Source organism: uncultured Erythrobacter sp., assembly GCF_947492365.1.
Lineage (GTDB): Bacteria > Pseudomonadota > Alphaproteobacteria > Sphingomonadales > Sphingomonadaceae > Erythrobacter.
Genome location: NZ_CANLMB010000001.1, coordinates 59,656 through 77,785, shown reverse-complemented (window position 1 = coordinate 77,785; position 18,130 = coordinate 59,656). Strand labels below are relative to the sequence as shown.

The window sequence follows — 18,130 nt, the reverse complement described above, 5'->3', positions numbered from 1 at the left end:
TATGGATATCTTCATTAGCTACTCACGGTCAGACCGTGAGCGCGTAAATCATATAGCCAAAGGGCTTGAGGCTGAGGGCTACTCGGTCTGGTGGGACCGCGACATTCGCGCAGGCGAAGAGTTCGATCACGTCATCGACAAGGCGATCAAGAAATCGAAGGCCATTATCGTGGTCTGGTCGAAGCATTCGATCGACAGCCGCTGGGTCAAGGAAGAGGCAGAGGACGGCGTCGAGGCGGATACGCTGGTGCCGATCACAATCGATCCGGTGACGATCCCGCGCGGTTTCCGCCGGATCCAAGCGGCCGAATTGCAGGATGGCGGCGACAACCCCACCAACAGCATCAATTGGCCCGAGTTTCTCGACAGTGTGCGCAAACAAGCGGGCGAAGGCGAAGGCACGCCCTCTCCTGATGATCCGCTGGCGCAGGCCCTGTCGCGTGCGGCGACTGCAACTGCGGCTCCCTCGCCTACGCCCGCGCCCGCCGCGGAGAGCAAATCCGCACCGCCCGTGTGGAAGCGCTACTGGCCTGCTGCGGCGAGCATCTTCGGGCTTCTGGTCGCCGGTGTGCTTGCACTCCAGCTGTTCGGCGGCGGCTCGATCACCGCACCCGATGATCCTGAAGACATGACGCCGGTTGTGCTCGGCATCTATCCTAATGAGAGCTTCGGACTCGATCAGGCGCGCGGTCTCGACGCGGCCTTCAACGACATGCCGCAGGTGATGGTGGTAGAGCTTTCGGCTTCACTCGATGCGATGAAGGCGCGCGAGGCCCCCGAACTGATTGAGCGGCTCAAGACCTATCTGGCCGAACGCAATGTGGTTGCCATTGTCGGTCCCTCGATCACAGAGTTTACCCCGCAAGTTCTCGAAGTGGTCGAGAATAGCGGGCGCAATCCGGCCATCGTGCTGACCACCGCCGCATCGCGCCAGGATATTGGCTGGGACGATAGCAACTTGCCGCTGTTCCGCGTCGGATCGGGCGTGGATGAGCGCGCAGAGCAATTCGCGCGGCTCGCCCAGAACACCGTCGCAAGCGGGGTCGAACTGGTGCTCGCCTATGAGAAGAACACCGACCCGAATGAAACCACCTACGGCCAGCTGTTCTTCCGCCGCATTACCGAGCGCCTGCCGCAATGGCGCGAATGGTCGGACCAGAACCGCGTGCGCAGCATCTCCTATACGCGCGGCTCGATCATGGACTCGTTCTCCAGTCCGCAGCGCAGCGGCCTGTTCGACCAGAACAAGATGGTGGTCGTTGTTGGGCTGAGCAGCGATTACAAGGATCTGGTCGAGAACTTCTATGGTGCCGGACAGCCGCGTAGAGCCGCTCTGCTCGGCGGATGGAACACCAGTAAGGCAGTGCGCGATATCAGCGCAGAATTGCCGGTCCAGCACACCCGCCTGTTCGATATGACCGACGTCTATCGCAGCCCCGCTGACACCCGCGCCCTTCCCGATTCGCGCCGGTTCCAGCAAGAGTTCGGCGTGCTGACGCCTGCACTCAGACAAGAGGCAGTTGCCTATGATAGCGGCCTCGTCGTCAAGCAGGCAATCACCCAGATCGAAGGCGAAGTGCGTGCAGAAGAGCTTGTTGCGATCCTGCGCGGTCAACGCTTCAACGGGGTGACGGGAGAGATCACCTTCCCCGGCGATGGCGAGAATTGGGGCCAGAACAGCGGCACTGCCGGCGGGATGCGCCCGCTCTACAATCTCAGCTACGATCCCGGCGCGACCAATTGGACCGAGATCGAGAGCTTTGACGCGCTGCTGGGACGCGAAATCGCACGCAACTAACAATAAGAGCTCGGGTCGAAATCTATGGGTTTTCTGAAACAGCAGCATGCCAGCGGTATGGTCGGCATGGTCATAATCACGCTTGTCGTATCGCTGGTGGTGCGAGCCTGGTGGGCTGGCGGGTTCGACAACCTTCTCATTCCCGGCAAGGCGGTGGAGAACGAAGTCGTCGCCCAGATGGAGGCCTATCCCGGCAATGAAGTGTTGCTTGAGCAGCTCCAGACCGATTTCCCTCGCGCCTATGACGATCTGACCGAGACATTGGGCAGAGCCGCGCGCGGTCCGGGCGGTGAGAACAGAGTGCTGATCGCGGCCAATCTGTGGGCGCTTAACTTCTTCGCCAGCCACGACCGCGACTTTGCCGCCGCCCCGATCGAAAGCCTCGATCACGTGATGGCGCTGCAACAGACCTTCTTGGAAGAGCTGCGGGCGCATGACGAATATGCCTGCGCGGCCTATGCCAAGGGCGAAGCGCAGGAAGAGCCTTTGCCCGAGAGCTTCGACATCGCCGGTGGTGAGATTGTCGCAGCGCGCTTTGCCGCGATCAAGGCAGGCCGCACGAACCAGCAATTGCGGCTGGGACTAACCCCGGCGCATTGGCAGGCCTTGGTCGCAACGATGCGCGAGAAGGGACTCAACGAAGAACAGATCGCGGTGGCTTTCGGCGAGGCTGACCCAGCGAGTATCGGCGCACCGCTCGCCTGCGAAATGGCAATCGAACTGGTCAGCGCGATCCGCGCGCAGCCTCAGGAAGAGCCGCGCGCGCTGTTGACCGGCGCCTATATTAGCGGAGCGGAATAGCGGGCTGAATCAACCCTGCGAACGCCAGCGCAGCACAACGCGATCGACGATCTCTTCTTCGCCGCCGCCTTGCTGCCACAGATCGGCAAAGCTCGGATCTTCGGAGGCCGGGCGCTTGTGCTCTTCGAGATTGTCAAAGTTCACGCGGATAGGGATTGCGACACCTTCGCCGCAGATGATCACCTCGCGGTTGCGCAAGGCCGGGATGGAATCGAGGAAGCCGCGCGCGCCCTCGGGCATGGCGGCCTTCACGAATGCCTGATCTCGGTCATTGTTGAGGCGCATCGACAGGATCGTGCCGCATTGCGACAGCACGCCTTCGGCAAGGTCGGACGGACGCTGGGTAATCAGGCCGAGCGAGATGCCGTATTTACGGCCCTCCTTGGCAATCCGGCTGAGGATCTTTGCAACCGAAGAACCGTCCGAGTTCTTCTCGTTGGGAACGTAACGGTGCGCCTCTTCGCACACGAGCAGGATCGGACGGGTGCGTTCCTCGCGGCCCCAGATCGCAAAATCGAACACCAGCCGTGAAAGCACCGCGACCACCGTCGAGGTGATGTCGGACGGCACGCCCGAAACGTCGATGATCGAGATCGGCTTGCCATTGCCGGGCATGCGGAAAACCTTGGAGATGAAGTCGGCCATCGTATCGCCGACCAGCATGCCGGAGAACATGAACTGGTAGCGCGGATCGGCCTTGATCTCTTCGAGCTTGCCCTTGATCCGCATATAGGGCGCTGACGAGGTCGCCTTGTCGAGCTTGCCCATCTCGTCCTGAATCTTGGTCGAAAGGTCGGAGAGCAGATAGGGGATTGGCGAGTCCACCGTGATCTTGCCCATCTTCTCGGCCAGTCGGTTTTTCGAACGGGCATGCAGCAGACACTTGGCAAGAATATCGGCATCAACCTGACGCTCATTGCCATCGCTGGTGAGCAGCACCTCGCAATGTTCCTCGAAATTCATCAGCCAATAGGGCATCTGGAGGTTCGACACGTCGAGGATATGGCCCGTTTGGCGAAACGCGGCCGAATACTCGCCGTGAGGGTCAATCATCACGATGTGGCCTTCGGGTGCGGCCTGACAGATGCGGTGAAGGATCAGCGCAGCACTGGTCGATTTACCCGTACCGGTCGACCCCAGCAGCGCAAAGTGCTTGCCCAGCATTGCATCGATATAAAGGCCCGCGCGGATATCCTTGGTCGGGAAAACCGTGCCTATCGTGATATTGGCGCGGCCATCGCTGGCGTAGATTTGTTCAAGGTCTTTGGTGGTTGCGGGATAGACCATCGCGCCGGGCACCGGATAGCGGGTCACACCGCGCTTAAACCCGTGGATGCGGCCAGTGAGCTTTTCTTCCGAGCCCTCGCCGAGAAAGTCGATATGCGCGATGATGCCGTTTTCGCTGCGCCTATCCTTGCGCTGATCGCGGACATTGGCGAGCAGCCACGCATTGCCAACACGGATCTTGATCTGGCTGCCAACCTGTCCGGCCAGCATGATCGAGGGATCGGTGTCCCCCATACATTCGTTGAGTCGCTGGATGTCGAGCGCGATTTGCGAGCCCGCACCCGACACTTCGAGCACGATACCAATCGGCTGGCGGGCATTGTCGGCAGCTTTTTCTGCCTGAGGAGCACCCTGTGAACCGCCGCGTGAACCGGGCGCGTTTTCAGCCCCTTCGGCGGCGGGGAAATTGTGATTGCCCATATCGGTCATGTGAGTCTTCCTTAACCCCTATCGAGTGCCCGCCGGGTTCTCGCGCGACCCGGTCGGTGTTTGACACCCCGGCTTTTGCGGGATTGAGGTTAAGATCGCGTCAACAATGTTGATCGCACATTTGAGCGAAATCGCTAAAAATCAGGACCTTGCGAAGAATCGTCCGGCCATCCAACCCATCGAAACCGACAAGAGGATCGCTCCGAGCCCGTAAAACAGCGCAAAACGGTTGGCGAAATAGACCACCGATCCTTCGAGTCCGACCTTCACGACCTCGATATCGGCGGTCGCACTGGCGAGAACGCGGCCATTGGCGATGGCAAAGGTTTCGGCGGTGTATTCGCCGGTGGTCACGTTTGAGGGAAGCGCGATGCGCGCCTGATAAAGCACCCCTTCACTGATCCGCACGCCGCCCGCTTCCTCTTTATACAGGCCTGCGCGTTCGCGGGTTTCAACCAGCCCGCGGGCGTAACGCGACTGCTCTTCCGGCTCGATCTGGCCGGTTGGGCTGAGCTGGATAAACTCGGTGCCAAGCTCGTAAATCGCGGCGGTGCGCGGGTCGACGATCTCCTCAATCGGGCTGGAGGAGGCGACCGCGAAGAAGGAAGGCGCAGAGCGGAAATCGGTCGATCCTGCATTCATCCAGATACCCGCAATCCGGTCCTTCTCACGCAGACGGATCGGCTCGGTCGGGCCTTTCAGCACAACGACAATGTCGTATTGCGTGTTGCTTGCCGCCCCAGCCGGATCGATCACCGCGCCGTAAAGCAGCAGATTTGCGCCGGTGAAGCCCTGCCGCACTTCGACGCGATCCTGACTGACTTCAGGCACCAATATCGGCTCACGCTGGCCCATCAAGACAGGCGCTACGGCAAGCAGTGCGAGCGGAGCCAGCCAGCGCCTCACAGCGGACTGACCGTATAAATCTCGTCAGGCTGAACGCCCAATCCGTACAGCATCCTGAGCGCCACCAGAATGACGATGGCTGCAAGCACCAGCCGCAAAACCTCGGGCCGCGCCTTCATCGCGATCTGCGTGCCGAATTGCGCGCCCAGCACCGAGCCGAGCAGCAACAGACCGGCAAGCACGATGTCGACCGCCTTGGTCGTCAACGCGTGGGTCATCGTCGTCACCATAGTCACGAACAGGATCTGGAACAGCGAGGTGCCGACAACGACCTTGCCGCTCATACCCAGCAGATAGAGCATCGCAGGGACCAGAATGAAGCCGCCGCCAACTCCCATCAGCATGGTCAGAATGCCGACAATCACGCCCAGTATCAGCGGCGCGAGGGGGGAGATATAGAGGCCCGATGCGTAAAAGCGCGTGCGGAACGGCAAGCCTGCAATAAGCGGATGATGACGGCGTTTGCGCGGACGAACGTCCCCCTGTACCGTCCCCGGTGACATCGCTTCGAGCGCTTCGCGCATCATCAACGTGCCAATCGTGCCAAGCATGACCACATAAAGCACACCGATCACGACATCGATCTGCCCCCATGATTGCAGCAGCCGGAACAGAACGGCCCCCAACAGCGCGCCGACAACGCCGCCGCCGACCATGACCAATCCCATCCGGTAATCGACGCCCTTACGCTTGCCATGCGCGATCACGCCCGAAACGCTTGCGCCGGTCACCTGCGTCGCGGCCGAAGCAGCGGCAACGGTGGGAGGGATGCCGTAAAAGATCAGCAGAGGTGTAGTCAGAAACCCGCCGCCAACGCCGAAAAGCCCCGATAGGATACCCGTCAACCCGCCCAGCAGGACGATGAACAGCCCGTTCACCGAGAGATTCGCAATGGGCAGGTAAACATCCATGCCAATGCGATTAGCCTAGCCGCGCCAGTGTTGGAAGGCACACAAAGCGCCGATCCCCGCATCTAGAAGGGCCAAGTGCCTCAAGAACGGATCAGAAGCGGGTCGAGAGGGTTGCCGCCACGCCCGAAGCCGGCGCTGCATCACCGGCCACCTGCTCGCGCCAATCGACCGAAAGCCGCGCGGGCACTTGGCCGACGGACAGATCAACGCGCATGGTCGGGCCGACATCCACGCGGCTCGCATCTTCCTGCGCGCCGCCCCATGCGCCGCCGCCCAGGCTGAAGCGAATGGGTTGCGCCCCTGGTCCGTTAAAGCGCACCAGTTCGCGGGTCAGCGCAACCTGTCCGTCGGCAAACGGGGTCGCGCCTCGTCCTCCGACATAGCCAGCGCTGCCATAGGCTTCGATCCGGAAATCAAGCGGCAGGACTACCGGCGCAATCTCTGTAACCGCATAGGCAGCAGGACGTCGCACGACACCAAAAACATTATCGGTCACACGCATCTCGGCTGCGAGCCGCACGGGTATTGCTGGCACAGGCCGCGCCGAGAAACCGGCGGCAATCTCGCTCTCACCGCCTGTCACAAGCGCGCGATAGGCCCGCAGATAGGCGCGCGGATCATGCCCTGATCGCGGGGCGATGCGATATTGCAGATTGGCGCTCACCTGACTCGCTCCGTAAAGCGGAGCGCGTCCTTGCGAAATCAGCGAGGAATTGGACCCTTGCCGGTAGTAAGCAAACATATCGAGCGACCAACGATCAAGCTCGGGCCCGCCTTCGACGAAGGGCGGCGAGAACGGGAGCGGCGCTGCATCGACAGAGGCGCGCCGGGAAGGTGCGTAGGCCAATCCGGAAGAGCGAGAGCCCGGAACTGGCGCCATCGCCGCCTCGACCGCCCAATCCACTCGAAACGCCGCAGCCATCAGCAATTGATGGCCGCCTGCCACCGTGCTGTTCATTGGCCGATCTGATGGAATGAAAGCATTGTCACTTGCGCGCGGAGCCGCTTGATTCGAAAACGGGGCCAATTGCCACCCGGATGCAATTCGGCCGGGTTGGACAGGCAAAGTCAGCGGCGCATCACTAGCAATCCCGTAGGCTGGCAATGCTACTAATTCTGCGCCTTCATCAACTGCCTGTCGCTGGTCGGGCACATTGTGGCTGGCACTGCTCTCAGCCAGCAATAATTCGGCGCCGGGCAGGTCCATTGGCTCGATCGGGAAAGGGCTTTCCCATAGAACCACACGCCCCATGATCCACACCGCGAACAACACGCCGAGCATAGCCAAAGGACCGCCGCGGCGGCTTCGCGGCGGGTTCACTGCGGCATCGCTGTTCATAGCTGCAATGCCTCGACACTTGAGGTCGATACCAGCTGCCTGCCGCGCACATTTTCAAACCGCACCGGATGGCGGCTATGCGGGGTTTTGTCCCAGATGATCCCGCCGCCAAACAGGGTCGAAAGATAAGCGCTCACCGCGCGCCGTCCGGCCATAATCGCAATCACGTTGGTGACCGGAATGCGCAGCACTGCAAATATTCCTTCGACCACGCCATAATTGCGCGCGGTAAAGGCAAAGCGCCATGCGACGCGCCAAACGAAGAAAGCGAGGTTGGCGATCAGCAGCACTTTGAGCATCGGCGACATGGCAATCGGCTGGGTCCAGCCGAAGTTCGCTGCAACCACCATCAAGAGCGTAAGCGCGATCAGAATATAGCCCACGAGCAGCACCAGAGCCGTAAGCGGTCCGCGCCGGTCGCGGGCGCGCATCCATCTTTCCATTACGCCGCCGCCCCAGCCGATCCTGTCCCATCCCTGAAGCGCGATCCCGTGAACCCAGCGTGTCTTTTGCCGGACAATATGATCGAGCCGAGCAGGGAAGAAGGCGCGCGTTGCGATCAGCAGATCATCCTCTCCGCGCGCGCGAACAAACCGGCAAGTTCCGCCATTTCCGGCGACCATCAGACCCAGCTCGTAATCCTCGGTCAGCGATTCAGGCTCGAACGGTCCATCTTTGCTGCGCGCCTTTGCCAGCTGGTCAAGCGCATCGCGCGCTACCGCGCAGCCCACGCCCGCTGCTGGCAAGGCAGCTCCCACTGCATCACGCACGACCATCGCCTTGCCATGCGCTTCGGCAAATTCCTCGCAATAATGGCTGCCGAGCCATTGGCGCGAGCTTTGCGGGAGCGGCTCGACAGGCAATTGGGCAAAGTCCGCGCCAGAGGCAATCACACTGTCGAGGAGACCCAGCGCAGCCGGATCGACCATGTCTTCGGCATCGTGGAAGATCACCGACTTGAAGGTCTGGCCCATGCGCCGCTCATCATCGCACAGCGCATTATAGAGCCGGTTGAGGCAATCCGCCTTGGTGCTTGGCCCGTTGCGGTCATGGATGACCAGCCGAAGCCGCGCATCGCCGGGCGCGCTGCGCATCGCGGCTTCCAGCGTCTGAGGATCATTGCGGTATATGCCGACATAAAGGCGCAAATGCTCTTGCGGCCAGGCAGCGAGCAAATGCGCGATCGTTTCGCGGATGACCTCTGATTCCTGCCAAGCAGGGATGAACACCGCCGCCCCGCCATGCAGTTCCCGCTGCTGAAGCTCGTTGCGATTGACCTGCGGAGTCTGACCGCGTCCAATCACCCTTAGCCACAGATATGTCAGATCAACCGCCAGATCATCCAGCGCACCGATCAGAAAGAATATGCCCGCAAACAGAAGCAGCTCGTGCTGGAACACGGCAAGCCACTGCCACAGATCCCAAGTCCAAATAGCCAAGGCGACCCCTCTCCCTGCTAGAAAAACAGCCTAACGCGCTCGGATTAACCTTGCAACCATGATGACTTTTCGGGAAAGGAGCGCACGATATGTCCGATACATCTTCCAATGCTCCGAAGCCGCTGCTGCGGATTTTTGCGCCGGTCCGTGCACTCTTCGTAAGCGATGCGTCCGCAGGTGTGCTGCTGATCCTGGTCGCGGCCGCTGCAATGTTGGCAGCCAATTCCGTCTTCGCGCAGGAATATGACACGCTAATCAACGGCAAGTTTGATTGGTACCCGCATGCAAAGCTGAGCTCGCTGCACTACATCGTGAATGACGGGCTGATGGCGGTGTTCTTCTTTGTTGTGGGCCTTGAGGTCAAACGAGAACTGATCGTCGGGCAATTGGCGGATGCGAAGTCGCGGCGCTTGCCCCTTGTCGCGGCGCTCGCGGGCATGGTCGTGCCAGCCTTGGTCTTTATGGCAGTGTCAGGCGGCGGTGAGTATTCCCGCGGCTGGGCGATCCCGGCAGCGACCGACATTGCCTTTGCCATGGGCGTGCTAGGCATCCTCGGCAATCGCGTGCCCGGATCCTTGCGGATATTCCTGCTCACGGTTGCGATCGTAGATGACATAGGCGCCGTCCTTGTGATCGCGTTCTTCTATACCACTGTCGGCGATGCCTTTCTGTTCTGGCTTGCTGCATCGGCAGCGGTTTTCGCGCTCATGGTCATGCTCAACCGGATGCATGTCAGTCAGTTCTGGCCCTATATCTTGCTCGCATTGCTGCTATGGTGGTGCGTCCTGAATACCGGTGTCCATGCGACGATCGCAGGTGTGCTTGCCGCGCTGACGATCCCGATGCATCGCAAAGACGGCAATTCCATGCTCGAACGTCTTGAGCACGGCCTTGCACCGTGGAGCGCCTATCTGGTGGTGCCAGTCTTCGGCTTTGCCAATGCAGGCGTCTCGTTCACTGGGATGACGATCAACAATCTGCTTGATCCGCTGCCCGTCGCGATCGCTGCCGGTCTGGTTATCGGCAAGCAACTCGGCATCTTCTCCGCGATATTCGTCGCCGAAAAAACCGGCTTTGCCGCGCGCCCCGCTCATGCCAGTTGGCAGGAAATCTGGGGCATAACCATACTGTGCGGGATCGGCTTTACGATGTCGCTGTTCATCGGCCTGCTCGCCTTTGAGGGCAATCAGTTCCTGATTGACGAGGCCAAGATCGGCATTCTGACCGGATCGGCAATTTCCGCGGTGATGGGGTATCTAGTGCTGCGGTTCTCAACCGAGCATTCTGAGGAAACGGCTCAACTGGACAACAAAGACGATTGAGCCCGGCATTGCGAAGCGGAGCCGATCAACGCGGCTCCGCTTGCTTTGCCTGCCGTCGGCAACATGCTGCAGCGATTGCCGCCCTTACCAACTGCCTGTGTTTTCCATGCTGGCCCACGGCTCTTGCGGTTCGAGATTGCCGTCCTGAAGCAGCTCGACAGAGATGCCGTCGGGTGATTTCACGAAGGCCATATGCCCGTCGCGAGGCGGGCGATGGATTGTGTGGCCTGCATCGGCGAGCCGCTGGCAGGTCTCGTAAATATTCTCAACCCGGTATGCGAGATGGCCGAAATTGCGTCCGCCATCATACTCCTCCGGCGCGCTTCCGTCTTCGGGCGGCCAGTTATACGTGAGCTCTACCTCGGCCAACCCCTCCTGCCCGGGCGCGGCGAGGAATATGAGCGTGAAGCGCCCAGCCTCGACTTCGAACCGGCGCACTTCCTCCAGCCCGATCAACTTGAAGAAATCGACCGTCGCCTGCGGGTCGGTGATGCGGATCATCGAGTGGAGGTATTTGACCATGGAGAAATCCTTTCGCGGCCAAGACCTAAGGCTCGCATCCCGCGCCCGCAACAATGACGCAACAAAAAGGAGCGGAAACCCGGTAGGCTCCCGCTCCTTTGTCCTCCCGCTTGATCACGGGCTGTTCGGACTCTCGCCTTAGAAACTAGCCGATACGGTCAGGACGATAGCATCATCGGTGAAGACCTTGCCCGGATCGATCAGAGCGTCGCCCTCGACCCCGATATAGGCAGCCGACAAAGTCACCGGGCCAGCCGCGACATCCGCTGAAACCGACCAGTCGATCGCTTCGCCGTCATTGGTGAAGGTGAGGAAACCGTCCGTATAGCCGACATGCGCGTTGAGCGTGATCGGCGTCGAGGGAAGGCCGACCGACACGTCGCTGTAGAGATAGAGATTGTCTGTTCCGCCAAGCGAGTCCTGATCAGGCGCATAGGCGACGCCGCCGGTCACAGATGCGGGTCCGACTTCTGCGCTGAGCGAGCCGTAGAATTCGATGTAGTCGAAATCGCCCGGACCTGCATCGGGATAGAGATAGCCGATCACACCGACATCGGCGGAAAGAACTCCGCCCAGATCGCCGCTCCAGCCGCCATAGATGTCGAGTTCGGTCGAGCCGTAGCCGACAGTGTCTTCATCGAGGTTCGACGCCCATGTGCCGACATAGAAGCCGGACGAATGAGCGACGTCGAAGCCGCCCTGCACGGCGAAGTCACCGCCCGACAGATCGACACCGCGGAAACGGTATTCGGTGGTGAAGGCGACATTGCCGGAGAATGTCAGGCCGCTTTCGCCGCCCATTTCGCTGGCAGATGCCAGTTCAACCGGTTCGTTTACGCGCGAAGTGTTGGTGGAAAGTACGGCTTCATGCGCCGCGTTTTCCTCGCTGACAGGATCGTCAGCAAGCGAAACGGTGGGCGGATTTTCCGAAGCGAATACGGGAGCTGCCGTAAGAAAAAGACCGGCAGTAAGAGTTGCGGCGGTAAGGCCGCGGATGGACGTGAGCATGACAATTTCCTTGTCTAGGTTTGATGCTTCGTCCCACCTGCACATCCAGCGGCTGCGAATCTTATTGATGCAATCTCGACCAGATGTGAAACAAACCTGCACAATTATGCTGCAATGCACAAGACAAATTGCGCAATGCAACCCAACAGGCCGGGCATGCGGCCGCGATTGTTGGAAATTTGCATCACAATGCAGACGCGCCGCGCGCCCTGCTCAGTTGCCGTTCAGCCACTATCGGACTAAAGCCAGCGCTTCTCCGGCGCGGTGGGCCGGAATTGTTAGAGGCCGGCCCGATTTAGGCCACAAATGTTGGAGCCACGCCGCCTTCAACATGTAAAGTCAGGCAGTTCGCAAAGTCCGTCCATGTTCAAGGCTCTGAACAAACTCTTTCGCCCCCGCCCCCAGCCTCGCCTAGCCGCGGTGCCGGATGGCACGCGCTATTATGTGATCGGGGATATCCACGGACGGCTTGACCTTTATGATGCGATGATCGCCGCAATCGACGAGGATGACCGAGCGCGTCCGCAAGTCGATACGCAGGTAATCCTGCTGGGCGATCTAGTCGATCGTGGTCCCGACAGCGCCGGAGTGGTCGCGCGCACCCGCGCCTGGCAGGCGCAGCGCAAGGTCCGCATCCTGGCGGGCAATCACGAAGAAATGTTCCTCAACGCCTTTTCCAAGCCGGAAGTGCTGCGCCACTTCCTCAAACATGGTGGCCGCGAGACGATCCTTTCCTATGGCCTGTCAAAGAAGCAGTTCAACGCGATGAACCTCGAAGAGCTTTTTGCACTAATGCCAACGCTCATTCCGCAATCGGACCGCGATTATATCACCGATTTCGAGGAGATGATCATCGCGGGCGATTATGTTTTCGTGCATGCAGGGGTCGATCCTGCGGTGCCGCTATCCGAACAGAAACGCAGTGACCTTCTCTGGATCCGCGACCGGTTCCTCAGTCATGAGGGGCCGCTGGATAAGGTTGTGGTCCATGGTCATACGATCTTCAACAAGGTGATGGATTGCGGCAACCGGATCGGGATTGACACTGGCGCTTTTCGCTCAGGTGTGCTTACCGCGCTCGTGCTCGAAGCCGACCAGCGGCGGATCCTTCAGGCCAGCCAAACCGATGGCGGCCCGATAGAGGTCTTCCACGGCGAACGGGCCTAAACCGGTTGTAAATGGCCGCTGCTCTAAGGGGCGCGGCGACAACAGAAATTCATAAGGGCAAGACGCCATGAAAATTGCAATGGTGGGTTCGGGCTATGTAGGCCTCGTATCAGGCGCATGTTTCGCTGATTTCGGCCATGACGTTGTGTGCATCGACAAGGATCAGAGCAAGATCGACCGCCTTCATGAAGGTGTGATGCCGATTTACGAGCCCGGCCTTGACGCGCTGGTTGAGAACAACGTGAAAGCAGGCCGCTTGTCCTTCACCACTTCGCTGGCCGAGGGGGTCAAGGATGCAGCTGCGATCTTCATCGCGGTTGGCACGCCGAGCCGACGCGGCGATGGCCATGCTGACCTCTCCTTTGTTTACGCAGTGGCAAAGGAAGTGGGCGAGAACCTTGCAAATGACGCGGTGGTCGTGACCAAATCGACCGTGCCCGTGGGCACTGGCGACGAGGTCGAGCGGATTATTGCTGGCACCGGCACGGCGCAAAAGTTCGCAGTCGTTTCCAACCCCGAATTCTTGCGTGAAGGCGCGGCAATCGGCGACTTCAAGCGCCCCGACCGGATCGTGATCGGCGCCGAGGACGAATTTGGCGAAGCCGTCATGCGCGAGGTTTATCGCCCGCTCTTCCTCAATGAATCGCCGATCCTGTTCACCTCGCGCCGCACCAGTGAGCTGATCAAGTACGCCGCCAACGCCTTTCTCGCTACCAAGATCACCTTCATCAATGAAATGGCCGATCTGTGCGAGAAAGTCGGCGCAGATGTGCAGGATGTCAGCCGAGGGATCGGCATGGACAACCGGATCGGCTCCAAATTCCTCCATGCTGGCCCAGGCTATGGCGGATCGTGCTTCCCCAAGGACACGCTCGCACTGCTTAAGACGGCAGAGGATTATGACAGCCCCACCCGCATCGTCGAAGCGGTCGTCAATGTGAATGACAGCCGCAAACGCGCGATGGGCCGCAAGGTTCTCGACGCGATTGGCGGGGCAGAAGACGCACGCGGCAAGAAGGTCGCGCTGCTTGGTCTGACCTTCAAGCCCAACACCGATGATATGCGCGACTCCCCGGCAATAGCGGTGGCGCAGACGCTAACCGATGCAGGCGTCAGTGTGGCCGCCTATGATCCGGAAGGCATGGAGCTTGCCGCACCGATGATGCCGCAAGTGGCCATGTGCGATGATCCCTACACCGCCATCGAGAACGCCGATGCGATTGCGATCGTAACCGAGTGGGATGCATTCCGTGCACTCGACCTTGACCGGGTCAAGGAACTGGCCAAGGCGCCGGTGATGGTGGACCTCAGAAACATCTATAATCCTGCGGATATGCGGGCCGCAGGCTTCACCTATGCGAGCATAGGCCGCGCCTGACACGCGCACGAAGTTACAAGTATTGGCGGTGCCTGGCGACACATTCGCCAAGCACCGCTTTTCCATCAGGACTCGCGCCTGAAGCACCTAGATTGCAACGCGTGCAAGTGACTGTCCCAATTTAAGAAAATCCGTCCAAGCCCTCTTGGATTCGCCGCACGAATGTTTAGCCTCCCGACTCGTGCAATTTCGCAAACGGGGGCAATCATGAGCAAACTTACATTCCTTTCCGGCGTCGGCCTTGTCGCGCTTTCCGGAGCACTTGCGGCAGCGCCTGCACAGGCCAGAGAGCGCAGCGTTGTCGGAGAAACCTTTGGTCCGGTTGAGACGCGCGATTTGGAACCGATTGTAAGCGATCGCCTGACGACACCGCCGAAGAATGGCGAACGGGCGGCAGTGAATGATCTGGTTGTTCTTGATGACACCTATGTCTATCGCGTCGACAAGGCCCCTACGGTGTTGGACACATTCGACGGGATCAATTCGGAGGGCTACGTCGCCGCGTTCGAAGGCTCGATGGACCTCGCCCTGCCGCGCTTCACCGGCGATATTGTCGCCACAGTCACGCGGCCCGATCCTGAGATCCTTTCACGCGATGATGTCGGTGTCGAAGGTTCGGTCGATATCAACAACACTCAGCCATCGGTCGTCCAGCTGTTTCGTCAGAACAACATTACCGGCGGCATCTTCTTCAATTGCACCGGGTCGGTCATCAACCCACGCACGATCCTGACAGCAGCGCATTGCGTCAATGGCAGTTCATCGGAAAGCTACGGCCTGCCCGGCGCGGCGCCGCAAGCAATCCTTGTCTCAACCGGAGTCGACAGTTCGGACCGTTTCTTCACCTATCTTGGCGGAGCGAGCTATTCCGAAGGCGGGGTTGCGACCTCCACCGATGTCATCATCCACCCCTCATCCAATCAGGATAATGGCGGACTCACATTTCCATGGGCCGACATCGCGCTGATCGCGGTTGACGAGCCGATCACAGACGTACCTGCTCTCCCGCTCCTGCTCACTCCGCTGACCGAGCTGACGCATGTTGTGCAAGTCGGTTACGGCACATTCGGCACGGCCAATGGAGACGCAGGTGGCGGTGCTGTCGGCCTCGGTTTCCTGCGCCGCGTCGGCGAGAATATGCTGGGTGCAATCGCCTCGCCAGCAGATCTGGGCGACTCGGTCTTCCCAGCCTTCGCGCCGACCAGCAATTTCGGTTTCGAGACGCAGAACTACTACTTTACCGATTTCGACAACCCTGACCGGACTCAGGCCGAGATCGACGGCTGCACATTCAATCCGGGCGGGATCAACTGCAACAGTCTCGCAGCTGTGCGCGCGATCGACTATTTCGACGATGACGCGCTGCCGAACGAAGTCGCGACCGCAGGCGGCGACAGCGGCTCTCCGCTGATCGTTGACCAGCTTTACGACTTCCCGATCATCACAGCGGTGCTTTCGGGCGGGTTCGATTTCTTCGGCGTGCCCGAAGGTTATGGCGATATCAGCTTCTACAACCCGCTCTATCCGTTCTTCCAATTCCTGACCGAGAACACGCCTTACAAGTACGTTTCGGCTGTCGAAGGTGATGGCGTGTGGTCCGATCCGACACGTTGGACGCAGGAACTCGATCCGGGCTTCTTCATTGATGACGGCACCGGCACGCTGGTAAATGGTATCCCGACCGGAGAAGAGGAAGGTGTCTTTGCCACCGGCCCCAATCTCGGCACGATTCTGGGCATCGACATAACCGGATTTCCAGATGACCAGTCACCGAACCTGCCGCCAGAAGGCACGCCCAATTTCGGCGGCAATCTGCCCGAAAGCTCCGTGCTGCTCGGCCCGGGTTCAACCGGGTTTGTGCCGCAGAACACCGATGGCACACCCGGCACCGCGTTCGAAAATCCGGCGCAGTATTTCGAGGTTTTCCTCAACCGCTCGGGCACCACGACGGTTGATCTGGATGTCGAGATTGACCGCCTGATCCTCGACAATGACGAAGCTGGCTTCATCGTGGGAGCTGATTGGGAGTTCTCGAGCCTTATCGGCGTCGAGCAACTGGCCGGTTACGCGCAGATCGACGGCTTGCTCAACACACCGATCTACACGCTCGGCACGGGCGAGCTGGCAGGTGAAGGCACACTTGACGTCGATGCACTCTTCAACCTCAACGGACTGCTCAGCGCGGGCGGGGTCGAAGGTTTCGGCACGCTTACCATTGATGGTGATTACGTCCAGACCAGCGGCGGTGCTTTGTGGGTCGATTTCTCGGTTGGGCGCAGGCGTTCGGTCACCAATGACTTCTACAACATTTCAGGCGCTGCCGTACTCGATGGCGCGCTGGTGATTGCCACCACGAACCGCCGCGTGCGCTTCGGAAGCGAGTTCACGATCCTGTCTGCCGACGTGATCGATGGCGATTTCAGCACGGTGACAGTGCTCAGCCGTTCACCGATCCTCAACGCGGTCCACCGGATCGAGGGCAATGATATTGTCGTCGAGATCACCGCACGCAGTATTCGCGATCTTGTTGGCCGTAACAGCTCGCTCGGTTCGCTGGGGGCCGCGCTCGACGCGCTGCGCACCTCGAACTTCGCCGGCTTCACAGATATGTTCGACGTGGTCGATGGCGCGACAGTCGATACGCTGGGGGCAACGCTTGTTTCGCTGACGCCGACCAGCGCGTTCAGCCAAACCTTCACCGCCAACAGCTTCTCGCAGCGTTTCACCGGCCAAATCGGACAACGCACATTGGCGCTGCGCGGCGGCAACCGGGCAGCGGGGACATTCTCCGCAGCTGGCAATGCGAGCTACGCGATCGCTGGCACGGCTCCGGCTGAAACCGGCAGGATTGGCGTGTTTGGAAGCGCATCGGGAGTTTATCTCAATGGCGGCCAGACTTCGGGCCTGTTGGGAAGCGGCAGCGTCAACCTGTCGGGCCAGACCAGCAATGGTGTTGGCGGGGTGCAAGTGGGTGCGAATGCCCTCGAACAGGCAGCGATCACCCAAGCTGGCGAAGTCACGATCGGCGCCGATATGCGCGTGACGGATGGCTTCAGCTTCGGCGTTGCGGTGTCCAACATCCGCAACTCGCAGCAATCCACCGGCACCTTGCAAGCGCAGGCGGACACGAGCCAGTCGGTTGCGATCTACATGACCTACACCGACGGCGGCATGTTCGCCGATGGCTATGCCGGAACGGCGGACTTGCAGTTCGGCGTTGAGCGTGCCTCGCAAGGCGATTTCCGCAGCTCCTATGCCAACGCCATCGGTCAGGCTGATGGCAGCCAGACATTCGGCGGTATGCGGCTCGGCTACGCGTTCGATCTCGCACGCGGGCTCGAAGCCGGACCGGTAGTAAGCATGGACTATGTCCGCAACGAAATCGGCGGATATGATGAAGTCGGCGCTGGCTCCTTCGGTCTGTCAATTGCTGACCGCAGCTTCACCTCGCTGGGTGCAAAACTTGGCGCGATGGCGAGCCTCGACATCCGCACGGGTCAGTCGGGCGTGATCCGGGTCTTTGGCTCAGCCGCTTATGCGCGCGAGCTGGCAGACACAGCCGATGTCGTAACGGCGCGCTTCTTCGGTGTAGAGGATACGCCCTTCACCATCGCCAACGCGCTCGATACGCAATGGATATCGGTCAATGCAGGCGCAGAAATGAACGTGGGCACGAACCTCACCGCCTCTGTATCCTTCACCTCGGATATGGGCCGCGGCGCGCTTTCCAACGATCAAGGCCGCGTGACATTGGGCTGGCGCTTCTAACGCCCACTGCAGCACTCTAATGCCGTACAAAAATGCCGGGCCTTGCAAGATCCGC

The 18,130-nt window shown here is 60.2% G+C and carries 13 protein-coding genes; 6 read left to right on the top strand and 7 right to left on the bottom strand.

The features are described from left to right. Position 1: 1 nt before the first annotated feature. Positions 2–1,798: a TIR domain-containing protein gene (locus Q0887_RS00365; RefSeq protein ID WP_299191370.1), complete on the top strand. Its 1,797-nt coding sequence runs from the start codon at positions 2–4 to the stop codon at positions 1,796–1,798. 24 nt (positions 1,799–1,822) lie between these two features. Further along, positions 1,823–2,599, top strand: coding sequence for a hypothetical protein (locus Q0887_RS00360; RefSeq protein ID WP_299191369.1), 777 nt, complete (start codon positions 1,823–1,825; stop codon positions 2,597–2,599). 9 nt (positions 2,600–2,608) lie between these two features. On the opposite strand, the gene Q0887_RS00355 is transcribed toward Q0887_RS00360, so the two are convergent. The 5 genes from Q0887_RS00355 to Q0887_RS00335 form a co-directional block, all read right to left on the bottom strand. Continuing rightward, positions 2,609–4,315, bottom strand: a complete 1,707-nt coding sequence (locus Q0887_RS00355; protein WP_299191368.1) for a DUF87 domain-containing protein — start codon at positions 4,313–4,315, stop codon at positions 2,609–2,611. Between the two features lie 141 nt (positions 4,316–4,456). Continuing rightward, positions 4,457–5,170, bottom strand: a complete 714-nt coding sequence (locus Q0887_RS00350; protein ID WP_299195137.1) for a TIGR02186 family protein — start codon at positions 5,168–5,170, stop codon at positions 4,457–4,459. 47 nt (positions 5,171–5,217) lie between these two features. Further along, positions 5,218–6,132: a sulfite exporter TauE/SafE family protein gene (locus Q0887_RS00345; protein WP_299191367.1), complete on the bottom strand. Its 915-nt coding sequence runs from the start codon at positions 6,130–6,132 to the stop codon at positions 5,218–5,220. Between the two features lie 91 nt (positions 6,133–6,223). Then, the gene (locus Q0887_RS00340) at positions 6,224–7,471 is read right to left on the bottom strand and encodes a hypothetical protein (RefSeq protein ID WP_299191366.1); all 1,248 of its coding nucleotides are present in this window, start codon (positions 7,469–7,471) and stop codon (positions 6,224–6,226) included. Further along, positions 7,468–8,910, bottom strand: a complete 1,443-nt coding sequence (locus tag Q0887_RS00335) for a glycosyl transferase family protein (protein ID WP_299191365.1) — start codon at positions 8,908–8,910, stop codon at positions 7,468–7,470. Before Q0887_RS00335 ends, Q0887_RS00340 begins: the two co-directional genes overlap by 4 nt. A gap of 89 nt (positions 8,911–8,999) precedes the next feature. On the opposite strand from Q0887_RS00335, the gene nhaA reads away from it, so the two are divergent. After that, positions 9,000–10,232, top strand: coding sequence for a Na+/H+ antiporter NhaA (gene nhaA / locus Q0887_RS00330; RefSeq protein WP_299191364.1), 1,233 nt, complete (start codon positions 9,000–9,002; stop codon positions 10,230–10,232). An 84-nt stretch (positions 10,233–10,316) separates the two neighbouring features. Here nhaA and Q0887_RS00325 read toward each other — a convergent pair whose 3' ends face one another. Continuing rightward, positions 10,317–10,754 carry a VOC family protein gene (locus Q0887_RS00325; protein ID WP_299191363.1) on the bottom strand — a complete coding sequence of 146 codons (438 nt, stop codon included), beginning with the start codon at positions 10,752–10,754 and terminating at the stop codon, positions 10,317–10,319. 138 nt (positions 10,755–10,892) lie between these two features. Beyond that, positions 10,893–11,762 carry a TorF family putative porin gene (locus Q0887_RS00320; protein ID WP_299191362.1) on the bottom strand — a complete coding sequence of 290 codons (870 nt, stop codon included), beginning with the start codon at positions 11,760–11,762 and terminating at the stop codon, positions 10,893–10,895. Between the two features lie 363 nt (positions 11,763–12,125). On the opposite strand from Q0887_RS00320, the gene Q0887_RS00315 reads away from it, so the two are divergent. The 3 genes from Q0887_RS00315 (at position 12,126) to Q0887_RS00305 (ending at position 18,075) form a co-directional block, all read left to right on the top strand. Continuing rightward, positions 12,126–12,929, top strand: a complete 804-nt coding sequence (locus Q0887_RS00315; protein ID WP_299191361.1) for a metallophosphoesterase family protein — start codon at positions 12,126–12,128, stop codon at positions 12,927–12,929. A gap of 67 nt (positions 12,930–12,996) precedes the next feature. Beyond that, positions 12,997–14,307, top strand: a complete 1,311-nt coding sequence (locus Q0887_RS00310; protein WP_299191360.1) for a UDP-glucose/GDP-mannose dehydrogenase family protein — start codon at positions 12,997–12,999, stop codon at positions 14,305–14,307. Between the two features lie 207 nt (positions 14,308–14,514). Continuing rightward, on the top strand, positions 14,515–18,075 hold the full coding sequence (locus Q0887_RS00305; protein WP_299191359.1) for an autotransporter domain-containing protein: 3,561 nt from the start codon (positions 14,515–14,517) through the stop codon (positions 18,073–18,075). The last annotated feature ends 55 nt before the right edge of the window (positions 18,076–18,130 follow it).